The sequence below is a fragment of the Coraliomargarita sinensis genome, from assembly GCF_003185655.1.
Taxonomy (GTDB): domain Bacteria; phylum Verrucomicrobiota; class Verrucomicrobiia; order Opitutales; family Coraliomargaritaceae; genus Coraliomargarita_B; species Coraliomargarita_B sinensis.
In genome coordinates, this window is the sequence record NZ_QHJQ01000010.1 from 80,516 (window position 1) to 92,452 (window position 11,937).

The 11,937-nt window shown below is 53.9% G+C and carries 8 protein-coding genes; 6 read left to right on the forward strand and 2 right to left on the reverse strand.

Features of this window, described 5'->3' with window-relative positions:
- Window positions 1-20: 20 nt before the first annotated feature.
- Window positions 21-2,681 (reverse strand): TonB-dependent receptor domain-containing protein, encoded by a 2,661-nt coding sequence (locus DDZ13_RS12840; RefSeq protein WP_158279917.1) that lies wholly within the window; start codon window positions 2,679-2,681, stop codon window positions 21-23.
- A 78-nt stretch (window positions 2,682-2,759) separates the two neighbouring features.
- Here DDZ13_RS12840 and DDZ13_RS12845 point away from each other — a divergent pair, with 78 nt between their 5' ends.
- Together DDZ13_RS12845 and DDZ13_RS12850 are read left to right on the forward strand one after the other, a co-directional pair.
- The gene (locus DDZ13_RS12845; RefSeq protein ID WP_110131861.1) at window positions 2,760-3,431 is read left to right on the forward strand and encodes a response regulator transcription factor; all 672 of its coding nucleotides are present in this window, start codon (window positions 2,760-2,762) and stop codon (window positions 3,429-3,431) included.
- A gap of 4 nt (window positions 3,432-3,435) precedes the next feature.
- Window positions 3,436-4,533, forward strand: a complete 1,098-nt coding sequence (locus DDZ13_RS12850) for a class I SAM-dependent rRNA methyltransferase (RefSeq protein ID WP_110131862.1) — start codon at window positions 3,436-3,438, stop codon at window positions 4,531-4,533.
- A gap of 5 nt (window positions 4,534-4,538) precedes the next feature.
- Here DDZ13_RS12850 and DDZ13_RS12855 read toward each other — a convergent pair whose 3' ends face one another.
- Window positions 4,539-5,798 carry a mechanosensitive ion channel family protein gene (locus tag DDZ13_RS12855; RefSeq protein ID WP_110131863.1) on the reverse strand — a complete coding sequence of 420 codons (1,260 nt, stop codon included), beginning with the start codon at window positions 5,796-5,798 and terminating at the stop codon, window positions 4,539-4,541.
- A gap of 108 nt (window positions 5,799-5,906) precedes the next feature.
- Between DDZ13_RS12855 and DDZ13_RS12860 the strand changes: the two genes are divergently transcribed.
- From DDZ13_RS12860 to DDZ13_RS12875, 4 genes are all read left to right on the forward strand, one after another.
- On the forward strand, window positions 5,907-6,641 hold the full coding sequence (locus tag DDZ13_RS12860) for a LolA-like protein (RefSeq protein WP_110131864.1): 735 nt from the start codon (window positions 5,907-5,909) through the stop codon (window positions 6,639-6,641).
- A gap of 80 nt (window positions 6,642-6,721) precedes the next feature.
- Entirely contained in the window at window positions 6,722-7,675 is a 954-nt protein-coding gene (locus tag DDZ13_RS12865; RefSeq protein WP_110131865.1) for a S1C family serine protease, read from the forward strand.
- A 21-nt stretch (window positions 7,676-7,696) separates the two neighbouring features.
- Complete coding sequence (locus tag DDZ13_RS12870; RefSeq protein WP_146209366.1) at window positions 7,697-9,475, forward strand: hypothetical protein; 1,779 nt, start codon at window positions 7,697-7,699, stop codon at window positions 9,473-9,475.
- On the forward strand, window positions 9,472-11,817 hold the full coding sequence (locus DDZ13_RS12875; protein ID WP_110131867.1) for an FG-GAP and VCBS repeat-containing protein: 2,346 nt from the start codon (window positions 9,472-9,474) through the stop codon (window positions 11,815-11,817). Before DDZ13_RS12870 ends, DDZ13_RS12875 begins: the two co-directional genes overlap by 4 nt.
- The last annotated feature ends 120 nt before the right edge of the window (window positions 11,818-11,937 follow it).

The following is an 11,937-nucleotide window of genomic DNA, read 5'->3' on the forward strand; positions in this document are numbered from 1 at the left end:
AGAGTGAAGCGGATACGGACTTAAAATTCTTTTCGAAGTGAAAGACTGATGCGCCGTCCCTCCAGATTGTAAAGCGAGCTATCATAGCCGTCGGCGAAGGCACCGGCAGCGAAGGGCGGGGCTTCGTCGGTGACATTTTCGATGCCTAGCGTCAGGGTCGTGCCTGACAGCCAGCCGATCTCACGGGTTGACCATGCGTATTGCGCGATCAGGTCAAGCGTGGTCCATGAATCGATCTCACGGGGCCGGCTGTCGGCAGTCATGATAGGGTTGTCGTCGAGTGAATGGATGTAGTTGAGGGTCGCGCCCAGAGTTAGGCTGCCCCGGTTCCAAATTAATCGGGCGTAGCCTTTGTATTCGGGAATTGAGCCGGGACCCTGCACGCTCTCGCTCGGCACCAGCGGGTGCACCAGGCGACCGAGGAAATCGATCGTTTCGCTATTATTCGACGGTTTGATTTCATAGCGAAAAACCTGATTGATGCCGGCGCTGGCCTCCCATTGGCCAAGCTCGTTTTTGTATCGATAGGTAATTTGATAATCAACGCCGTCGGTCAAAACCTCGGCTGTATTGAATCGGGTGGCGAAGATAAAATCTGTCGCACCCTCATTAACAAGTTGCTGACCGTTGTGGTTCACGGCATCGCGGGTCTCGATCCGGTAGTAATTCACCCGGGCGGTAAGGCCGGGAGCAAAGTCGGGCTCATAGGTGATCCCCAGGTTTAAGACATTGGATTGTTCCGGCTCCAAATTCGGATTGGCCCCTAATACGGTCGCAAATTGTTGGAGGTTTGGACTGGCATCGCTGCCGGTGTTATAGACCAGGGAAGCGTAGTTGGTATTGAAGCTCTCGTTTAGCGTTGGCGCTCGGAACGCGGTGCCGAATGAGCCTCTGATTGTTACCTGGCGGATCGGGATAAATTCAAAGCCTGCCTTATAGACGAACTGGTTGTACTTGTTTTTTCGGGAAGCACTTTCATCGGTATAATTTTCGTAGCGTGCGGCCAGGTGAAGGTTCAATTTCATTCCATCCCCGTTATCCCCTCCAAGCAACGGGGTAATGGACTCTCCGAAAACGGAAAAAACACTGCGTTCGGCTTCATAGGGGCTATAGCCTGACCATGCCCCAGGTATTCCGGGGAAAAGGAAGGAAGGATCGATATCGATGTCGATTTCTTCCTCCCTGAATTCAGCGCCCAACAATACATTGAGCTCACCCGCAGGAAGTTCAAAGGCAGGCCCTTCGACCATGAAGTCGATGCTACGATACGTCTCCTTGAACGATTCGCGGGCAGAGGTTGCTTCTTCCCGCAGAGCTGCTGCATTATTGAAAAACAGCCCGTCGTTCGTGCCCCTGGCGAATGCCATGGCGAAGGGGTTGAAAAACCCGCTGTCAATGCGCTCGATCAGGCCGGTTTTATCGACGAGTCCTTCGGTTCGAATATCGAGTCTGGATTGTATTTGCATCACGGCTGCTTCCCAGTCCCACCGGTCCAATTCGCCGCGAAGCCCCAATAGAAGCCGTTGCGCTTGTTTTTCCGATGGCTTATTCATGTTGCCAAGCTCGAGATTCCGGTAACTCAGGGAATCGATGTCGTCCTCGGGTAAGTCATCGGGGCGATGCGGGCTGCCCCTGACCGCTTCCAGGACATCCGGGAAAAGAGTCGTGCTCCATGGGGCTGGAGCAAGTCCATTCTCAAAACTGGTTTCGGTGTAGAGCAGTTCAGTCCAGATCTCGATCTGTTGGGTAAGCTGATGGGTGACATGGGCCATTACGCTCTTCTGTTCCATGGTAGGTGCAGTCGGTGCATAAGTGTTGTAATTGAAGCCATCCGGATCGCGAGAGTACGGCGTATAATCGTTTATGGAAGTAGCATAAGTGCCACCCTCCAGAATTAAAGATTGGCCGTTTGCATTCAACCTTCCAGGGAATGAGTCGCTCCGTTGGTCCGTCCCGCCCTGGTTCCGGAAATCGGCATTCTCGGAAATATGCCGGTCGCGTGCGAAGATTGCGTTTCGCTCATACCAGCTTCCCGACAGGACGAGGTGGGTGCTTTCATTGATCTGTTGGCCCGTAAGGAAGGAGAGGCTTTTCTCCGAGGCATCGCCATCGGTTGTGTTGCTGTAGCTCGCATCGACCCGTTCGCCTATGTAATCCTGATGTAGAAGGAGATTGACCGTGCCGGCAACTGCATCCGATCCGTAAGCCACCGAGGTTCCGTCGACAGCCACCTGCATTTCACGGATGGCTGCAATTGGAATCAAGTTAAGGTCGGCGAAGCCGCCGTGCTCAAAACCGATTGCGCTGTTACCACCTGCACGCCGCCCGTTGATCAGGGTAAGCGTGTTGAGGTTGCCCAGGCCGCGCAGATTTGCCCCCGCCGATCCGGTTCCGCCGTTGGTCTGCTTATTCGAGTTGGCATAACCGTAGCTATACGGTTGATCGAGTAGGGCTGTGTAGGCGGACTGGTCTCCCCATTTGTAAAAAGTATCGTTATCGATCCGTGTGATTGGAATTTCGGAACTAGCGTCCACATTTTTGAAGTTTGAACCGGTCATGACGTAACTCTCCAAGTCGATAATTTTGTCACTGGTACCAAATGTCGTGTTTAGAAAGCCAATACTCGCGACCCAGAGAGTGAGCTTCGAAACTGCTGGCCCGTTTCTTGGAAATATCATCATGGCTGGTTTTGGCGCAAATTTGGTTTCCATCAATTAAATATCTCGAAAACGAAAATTACCATTCGTAGGGTACGTGACATGAAGGCGTTAATAGTTGAAGACGAGGAGATCGTAAGGGAACTTCTCGAAAGCGTAGCCTTGAGAGAATTTGAGTTTGATGTCGTCAAAGGTGAAGCTGACGGCGAATCCGCATGGAAGACTTTTGCCGCTGAGCCATTTCATTTCGTAGTTTTGGATCTGCTGCTTCCAAAACTGGATGGACTTGCGCTTGCCCGGCGCATGCTGGAGGCGGTTCCTGAAATTAGAATCCTGGCCCTTTCAAGCGAATGTGATGACTATGTGGTCCGTGAAGTCCAACGCAGCGGTATTCTCGGGTTTGTTGATAAGAACGAAATGTCGCTTGAGGTGCTTTTTGAAGCTTACAACGAAGTTTCTGCAGGCTGCGTCTTTCATTCGCCTAATGTTCAGGACAAGATTTTGCATTTGTGGCAAGATCCTGATGCCTATTACAAACTTCTATCAGAGAAGGAGTTTCAAATCGTTCGTTCGGTTTCGATGGGAGAAAGTAATGAGGGCATCGCCAAGGAGCTTGGAGTCAGCCCCCTTGCGGTTCGTCGCCACAAGAATATTGCGATGAAAAAACTCGGAGTCAGTGATGAGGCCAGCTTGCTTCGTTTCGCCCTCGAGAAAGGGATTATTAAGAATAAGAGCGGGTTGAACTGGACAGCCGGGGGCCATCACCAATTCTAATTTGATGGCTTTGGAGACGATGCAAATCGAGCGTGCCGGGTGTGTGCCCGGTCATCCTTGGGTGGAGCTCTCCCATTTGGGAACGCTTACGGCTCAAGCGGTTGAGGGGCAATCACTGCATCTAACTGATATCCAAGGACACTCCATGGGTTGTGGTATCCTCCATTTCGTGGAGCGTTCAGTTGTCTGGCGCCGTTACAGCCACGCAGAGGATGTGGCGTTTGACGAGGCTTACGTGTCGGCCAGTCTTGTCGAAGCCGTTGAACGTCGGAGCGATGAATCCTGTCAACGCTTGGTGAGCTCGGATGCGGATTATTTACCGGGTTTGGTCGTCGAGCTTTTCGGAGATGTGCTTTGGCTCTCTCTGGAGACGGCGGCTGTCCGTGCCCATGCCGATCTGATTGCCGAGGTCTTGAAAGAACTGGTGAATCCGGTTGAGTTGGTCATTGACCAGGGCGCGGAGCCGAAGACCTACAGCGGCCAGGGCCTGAAAGGCCGCTGGATCGAGGTGGATGAACTCCTTTACCGTATCGACCTGCTGAACGCGCAAAAGCCCCGCTTTTATCTCGATCAGCGGGAGCAGCATCCGCTGGTAGGCAGTCTCTGTGAAGGTAGGGCCGTGCTGGATCTTTTCTCCCACAGCGGAGCCTTTGCGATGCAAGCGGCCCGGGCGGGCGCAACACGTGTTGTTTCAGTGGATTTAGAGGAGAATTACGTCAAAGCCATTGGGGCGAATGCTCAGCGCAACGGGCTGCACATGGAAGCGGAGGTCAGCGATGCCTTGGATTATCTGCGCTCATCCGAGCCGGGTGAGTTCGACGCGATCGTGATGGATCCGCCGTCTACTTACTCGAAGTCGGATGAACAAGTGGGTGAATTGCACCGTCAAGCTTTCGCCGGTCTGTCGGAGGGCGGTTTGTTGGCGACCTATTCCCGTGGCCGCGTGCTGTCTGAGTTTGAATCAATGGTTGCCGAGGCGGCGGCAAAAGTAGGCCGGGAGGCAAGGATTTTTGCGCGCACCAGCCAGCCTTTTGACTATCCCATGCGGCTCAACTTTCCGGAGAGCCAGTCGCTCAGCGGACTTATCCTGCAGGTGGAGTGAGGCGGTCAGCTTTTGAAGGCTGCTGCGGCTTTTTCAAGATCGGCCCCGCTGGGTGCCTGGTAGCTGCTGAGATTGAACTCGGGCAGTACGGAGAGGAAGTGGTCGAAGATGTCGGCCTGGATGGCTTCGTAGTTCGCCCAGGCGATATCATTGCTGAAAACGTAAATCTCGATCGGCAGACCGTGCTCTTCCGGAGCAAGTTGGCGCACCAATAGCGTCAAGTCCTGACGGACCTTTGGGTGGTTGCGCAGATAAGCCAGGCAGTAAGCGCGGAAGGTGCCAATATTGGTCAGGCGCCGGCCATTGATCAGCTCGGCCAGATCGTCGCCGACATCGGCATTGTACTTTTGGATCTCCTCAAGCTTCGCATCGAGGTAGGAACGAAGCAGACGGATGCGCTTGAAACGCTCAAGGAGTTCTTCGTTGGCGAATTGAATCGTGCGCATGTCGATATTCAGAGCCCGCTTGATCCGGCGGCCTCCGGCTTCACTCATGCCGCGCCAGTTTTTGAAAGAATCCGAGATTAAGGCGTAGGTTGGAATCGTCGTGATCGTTTTGTCCCAGTTCTGCACTTTTACGGTGGTCAGGGAGACGTCGATAACGTCGCCGTCGGCACCGCGCGCGGGCATGGCGATCCAGTCCCCCACCATGACCATATTGTTGACCGAGAGCTGAAATCCCGCGACCAGCCCGAGAATTGCATCCTTGAAAATCAAAAGCAGGATTGCGGTGACGGCGCCGAGACCGGAGAAAAGTACCAGCGGCGATTCATCAAAAAGTACAGAAAGGATGAAAATAATGCCGATCAAGTTCACCACCAACTTGAAGGCCTGAGTGAAACTCTTGGCCGGGAATCGCTTGCCCAGAGGCCCGCGTTCCCAGAGTGCACGCATGAAGTTGAGCCCGCCGTCGATGACATAGAGCGCGATGATGATCAGGTAGAGGTTAACCGCCAAGTCGATGACTTTGGTCATGTTGTCCCCGCTGCCTAGGAGCAGGGGCGAAAAAACCTGAATTGCGATTGCCGGAACAATATGAGAGAGGCGGACAAAAACACCGTTACTGATCAGAAGGTCGTCCCACTCGGTGGAAGTCTTTTTGATGACCGGGTGGATGATGTAAGCAATCAGCCGCTTCGCCAGAAAGTTGGCTAAGAGCGCAAAGACCAGCAGGTAGAGAATGGCAAAGGCCCAGCCGCCGAGTTGGGCGAACTCCAGAGGAACCTGGTGTCCCTCGAGCCATTGAGTTACAGATTGAGCAGTCATGCAGGGGATTGAGGCGGCTTCCCTGTGCTTTGACAATCCTTTCCCTTTGGCCAAAACCCGCGCATCTTGTGGTCTTGCTACAAGCTGTAGAGGCGCTAGTATGTGACAATGCGTCGAGGGTTCATTATACTTTATTTTCTCAGCTGCTTCGGCGCCGCGGTCGTCGCGCAGGGTGTCGGCGATGAGTTTACGATACGTCAGTTGCTGCAGAAATACACGGAAACGTATGGCGGCCTCAGAGAAGCCAACCGCTTGGCTTCGATCAGTATTGAAGGGGTGCAAATACAAAGAGGTGTCGAATTCGGCTTCCAGCTTCGGAAAAAACGACCGTCCTCGATTCGCTACCAGCTTGAGCGGGGCGATACCACCATAACCAGCATTTATAATGGAAATCAGGCCTGGTTGCAGACGAAGCAGGGCAGCGAGTCGACGACCGAGGAACTTTCTGGGGCAAGTTTGGAAACCTTGAAAAGAGAAGCCCGTTTTGAGAGCCCCCTTTATCGTCATCTCGAGAAGCCCGAAAACACGATTCGCCTCGAAGGTCGCGAGCAGGTGGGGGGAAACTACGCATTTGTGCTACGTGTGGCAGAGCCTCAATCACTTCCCAGCCTCTATTATCTCCATCCGGAAAACGCTCAGATTTTGCGTATTGACCGCCTGAACGCAGAAGGGCGTGTCAGCTTGCAGATCCTCTATCGTGATTACAGGGAGGTGAGTGGTTATCCTTTCGCTTACGAAGTGGAAACCCGAATGGATGGCGAGACGATTTCGCTGACGCGTCTTGAGAAAGTTTTGGTCAACCCCGGATTATTGAGCTTCTATTTCGAAAAGCCCGATAAATGAGGTACCATTGCGGGTATAAGACCTGTTGAAAAAGGCCGTTTTTGTTGGCCTGATCGTCTTTTTCTCTTTTGTTAGCTGTTATGCGACTTTGCCTATTTTCCGGTCTACTGCTTGGAATAAGCTCTGCATTGCAGGGTTTCCAGGCGATTGAACTCAAAAACGGAGCCTCTCTCCGGGGGGAGGTCGTGATTGAACGTTCGGGTAGTTATTACGTCGATCTGGGATTTGAACTCGTGAAAGTACCGAAGGCTTTCATCGCTTCCATGCATAGTGTGGAAAGTGCCACCGCTGCGCCCGGAACCTCCAGCGAAGGCAACATGCTCTACCAGATAGCTCAGCCGGGCGATGATCGTTCGATTCGCGACTGGATCGATCAGCTGGGCGAGGCGGTCGCGCTGGTTCAAACGCCGACGGGCCTGGGCTCCGGATTTGTTATCAATAAAGACGGTTACGTGGTGACGAACAACCACGTGATTGCCGGTGAGCATCGTATCTCCATAACCATCTTCAAAGAGGGCGAACGCGAGCTGAACAAAATCAGTTACGATAACGTTCGCATCGTGGCCACCAGTGCGGAGTTGGACCTTGCTCTCCTGAAGATCGATTCCGAGGTGGAAGAACCGTTCAAGATTGTTTCGCTGGCGGCGGCGGATCAGGGACTGCGCGAGGGGCAACCGGTCTTCGCTATCGGCAGTCCGCTCGGGCTCGATCGAACCGTTTCGGAAGGGATTATCAGCGTGGCAAACCGTGTCATCGGCGGACGCCTCTACCTTCAGACCACGACGCAAATCAATCCCGGTAACTCCGGCGGGCCACTCTTTAATCTTAGAGGGGAAGTTGTGGGAGTGAATAATATGAAGATCGCGGCTGTTGGTGCCGAGGGGCTGGGTTTTTCGATTTCATCCAGGACTCTAAAATCATTTCTGGATAACCTGGAGGCCTATGCGTTTGACCCGCGCAATCCGAACGCAGGATTTCGCTACCTCACACCACCTGCCATTTCCGGGACCGAAGGGGAGCAGCCGGAAGATTAGAATCATTCAATCGTCACCCGTATGAGAATTAACCGATTCATTTTACTGTCTCTATCTGTGCTTATTGCGCAGGCCTCAGGCAAAGCCTTTGACACGATTATCGAAACCGATGCGGACGTCATGCTGACCGTTCGGGATATCTCCGAGCTGCGTAAAGCCTGGCTGGAGCATCCATTGGTCCGTGATCTTGGGGATGCGTCGCTCTCTGAATATTTTGCCCCGGTGTTTGACGAAGCCAATGACGCGGAGAGCGAAACGGATTTTAAGCAGCTGCTGGATGAGTTTGACCTGGATGAAGAAGAGTTGTTTGAGCTCTTTTCCGGCCAGTTTGGCCTGGCCTTGTATAACCTTCCCGGGTTGCTGCTGCAGGATGCGGATAAGCCGGATATCGCGATTATGGCCAACTTCACCGGATCGGCTGATCGCCTCGACGAACTCATGCAAATACAATTCGAGCGAAATGCCAAAGCGCAGCAGGAAGTTAATCCCGCCATCGAGCATGAGATGATTGAAGAAAACTTTATGGGCGAAACGCTCTACTTTGACGAAGTTTTCGACGGCGAGGATACCTACATCGAAGATGGCTATGCCTTGGTGGACGGTGTCTTTATATTGGCGAGGCCGGAAGAACGGCTGCGCTCGTTGGTGGAATCAATTAAAGCGGGCAGTGAAGAGCCGATTGCCCGCAGCCGTCCCTATCAACGGGTGCGTGAGGAGTCCGGTGCCGTGGATTTGAATCTCTACATGAATCTGGAATCCGTCATGCCCAAGCTAAACAAAGCTTTGCTCAAACAGGCGACGGCCGGTGGCATGGCGATGTTCGGTGTCAGCGGTCAGAGCCTCGAGGCTGCGCTCGCATTGGAAGCTCTTCAGGCCATCAGTTTCAATTGTAAGATAACAGAGGATGGTATCGCTTCGCACAGTGCCATCGTCTACCGGGAGAAATTGGGCTTTTTACAGCTTTTGACTTACGAAGCGGGAGCTTTGCCCGCTGCGACTTACGTCCCCGAGGATGTCCTTGCCAGCACGGTGGCGAGATTCGATTTGAGTGAAATGTTCGCACGCCTCGAAGCATTATTGGGTGTGGCCAGTCCCAATACGCCCGCGCTGATCAACATCCAGCTGCAGCAGGTGAAGACGAACACCGGAGTCGATTTACGCAGCGCCCTGCTGGAAAATTTCGGATCGGAGATCGTCAGCTTTTCGGTTATGCCCGAGGGCCTGCCGGACGAGAATTCCTTTGCCCAAGCCGAACAGGTTTATGTTTTTGAGATAAAAGATGCGGCGGCTCTTTCCGGAGCATTGGAGGCACTGAAAGACCTGGTTCCGGGCACGCGCGAGCAGATCAGGACACGGGATTTTCAGGGCGAAACCATTCATACGATTCCCGGCGTTGCCGATCCGGCCATGCCCGATGTGCCCGCCTATGATTTCAGCTATGTTGTCACCCGGACTCATCTGATCGTCTGTGTCGGCAGGGTCGGACTCGTGCAGGGCGTGCTTACCGACATGCAGTCACAGGATGCCGGTTTTTGGCAAAAGGCGGAAACACGCATGCTGGTCGATCAGGTGCGGCACCCGGATGTGGTGTCCCGTTCTTACACTGACCTGGAACAAGTGGTGGTTTCATTACTGGAGTCGATTGCCAGCGCGGGACAATTGTCGGGTCGGGGCCCTTCACTGGACCCTTCCAAACTACCCTCAGAGATGGAAATCCCCTGGCACCTGATAACGGAAACCTACGAAGCAGAAGACGGCATTTTCAGTGAGATGATTCTACTGCGGAAGGAAGGTTCATGATGAAATGCCACGTTCCTGCGCTGCTCGGTTTTTCTTTGCTCGCCCATGCCAGTCTTCCGGCGGAAAACACCTCCCTACATAAAATCGGATTCGGTGCCCCGGAGGTCGTGAAGCTGGACTGGTCGACACGTTCGCTGACTCCGACGGATATTGATGGCGATGGGTTGAGAGATTTGGCGGTGATCAACAATGACGCCGGGAAAATCGAGTTTCTCTATCAACTCCCGAAGGGTGAAGCTGCGCGGGACCCTAAGAAGTCTGTCACTCGTAGTCGCTGGGAACCGGTTCTGGAAGACGCGCTTTTTGAGAAGCGCGCCCTAACCGTCGGCTTTCCTGTTTTTGATATGGTGATGGAAGACTTGAACGGCGACGGGCGGGTCGACCTGGCGTATACCTCCGGGGAAGTCCCGCTGACCGTTCGTTATCAGGATGAAGACGGCGAGTGGGTGGACTCCCGGGAATATGATGGTTTTGAAGCTGTCGGTTGGACTCATTCGATCAAAGCGGCCGATGTGGACATGGATGGCTCCGTCGAACTTTTTGTGCTCGCTGCAGATGCGATTCGTGTCTTCCGCCCCGGAAGAGGTGGAGATCTGAACGAGCCACGTTTACTTTATACTTCCGGGGAAAATCCGTTCAACCTCATGCTGTTTGACGCAACCGCAGACGGGCTTCCCGACCTTCTTTATCTCAGTACGGACGGCAGGCAGGTTTTGGCGATGCGTGAACAAATTGCAGGTGGACAGTTTGGTCCCGAAAGCCGCCATATGATGGAGCGTCCTGCCAGAGTGGTCGTGCCCTTGGGCACTTATGCCGGCGGGGCGCCGACCCTTGGCCTGGTGAATTCACGCACGGGCTCGCTCGAGTTTCTGCGTTTGCGCTCTCCTGAAGTGGGTGTGTCGGAGTCGGGATATGCCCTGGAGCATGGCGCGCCGGAAATTTATCCCATCTTCAACAAGATGCGGGAAGCGGCCAGTTACGCGCTTGGTGATGTTAATGGTGACGGCGAGCGGGATCTGGTCGTGGCGAATCCCGGTGATGCCGAGTTGGTTCTTCTGGCCAACCAGAAGGGGCGGTTTCAGGCCTCGCAGGCATTTCCGTCATTCTCATCGGTGTCGTCCCTGTCAGTTGGGCGTTTCTTCAATTCGCAGCGTGAGAAGCTCATTGTATTAAGTGAGGAGGAAAAGACGATGGGCCTCTGCGGGCTGGACGCAGGTGGCAGACTGTCTTTTCCGCGGCAATTGAAAATCGGTAGCGGGAATCCGGTCGTTACCGCCACCACGGATCTCGATGATGATGGATACGATGAATTGCTTTTCGTCAGTGAAAACGCTGGCAACTATACCTTAGCCGTGGCCGCTCCCGCAGACAGGCAGGCGGAAGACAGCGCCTGGGAGGTGCTTTTCGATCTGGATTTGGCCGGCGTCCGTCGAAAACCCTCGGCCATTCTTACCATAGACGTGTTTGGTGGTGCCACGCCGGGCTTGATGCTGTTCGTCCCGCGCGAGCCACCGGTCCTGCTTCAGCCGCGGGAATCAGCCGAAGGCCTGGCCTTCAAGGCGATTGCAAACGAATCGAGCATTCGCGAAAGTCTCTTCAAGTCTTTGGACCCCGCCGAAACTTCGGTATTTGATGTTGACGGGGACGGGTTGAACGAGCTTGTGGTGGCTCGAACAGGGTTCGCCCGGGCATTTAAGGTGGTGAGTGAAGACCTGGAGATGGTAGATCAATTTAATGCACGGCGGGGTGGCGACGAAATCGATGCGGTGATCCCACTGTACACCGGATCCAAGGTTGAAAGCATTGCCCTTTACGTTGCTGCGGAGCGGGAACTGCAATTCCTCGCTCGTGACAGGGCGGGAGTCTTTCGCTACAGCCGATCCAAGGAAGTCGGCCGTCTGGACCTTCAGGGTTGGTATCGAGTCCCGGCGGTCAACCCTCAGCTCGAGAAGGATGCGTTTCTTTTCGCCGGGGAAGACCGCTTTTGGTATTTCAACAGCCACAATCTCGGGCATTCGTGGGTGGTCGAGGATATTTACGAGACGGATCTGGAAGACATTCACTACAGCCACCTCGCCGGAGCCGACTTCGACGGTGACCATGTTCCGGAATTGGTGGCCGTGGATGGAAATGAGCATATACTCGATGTCCTCCGTCTCGAGGAGAGTGAATTTCAGAGCCTGATGTTTTGGCAGGTCTTTGAGCAGAACATGCACTATCAGGGGCGTACCGGTGCAAAACTGGAACCGAGGCAAATCGTGATTGATGACCTGACCGCAGACGGTCTGCATGACCTGGTCCTGCTGGTTCACGACAGGATTCTAATCTACCCGCAACGTTAAGCCACACGGATTCTGTCATCTCTGAGCTGGTGCGGGGCTGTATACCAGTCTACATCTACGTCAGCTTTTGGAGATTTATATGGTATATCCTGTACCGTTATGTTAGCCAATGCCTTATCT

Bases quoted from the DNA above. Each gene is read 5' to 3' on its own strand.
- DDZ13_RS12840 (WP_158279917.1), bottom strand. From the start codon at position 2,681: ATGATGATATTTCCAAGAAACGGGCCAGCAGTTTCGAAGCTCACTCTC.
- DDZ13_RS12845 (WP_110131861.1), top strand. From the start codon at position 2,760: ATGAAGGCGTTAATAGTTGAAGACGAGGAGATCGTAAGGGAACTTCTC.
- DDZ13_RS12850 (WP_110131862.1), top strand. From the start codon at position 3,436: ATGGCTTTGGAGACGATGCAAATCGAGCGTGCCGGGTGTGTGCCCGGT.
- DDZ13_RS12855 (WP_110131863.1), bottom strand. From the start codon at position 5,798: ATGACTGCTCAATCTGTAACTCAATGGCTCGAGGGACACCAGGTTCCT.
- DDZ13_RS12860 (WP_110131864.1), top strand. From the start codon at position 5,907: ATGCGTCGAGGGTTCATTATACTTTATTTTCTCAGCTGCTTCGGCGCC.
- DDZ13_RS12865 (WP_110131865.1), top strand. From the start codon at position 6,722: ATGCGACTTTGCCTATTTTCCGGTCTACTGCTTGGAATAAGCTCTGCA.
- DDZ13_RS12870 (WP_146209366.1), top strand. From the start codon at position 7,697: ATGAGAATTAACCGATTCATTTTACTGTCTCTATCTGTGCTTATTGCG.
- DDZ13_RS12875 (WP_110131867.1), top strand. From the start codon at position 9,472: ATGATGAAATGCCACGTTCCTGCGCTGCTCGGTTTTTCTTTGCTCGCC.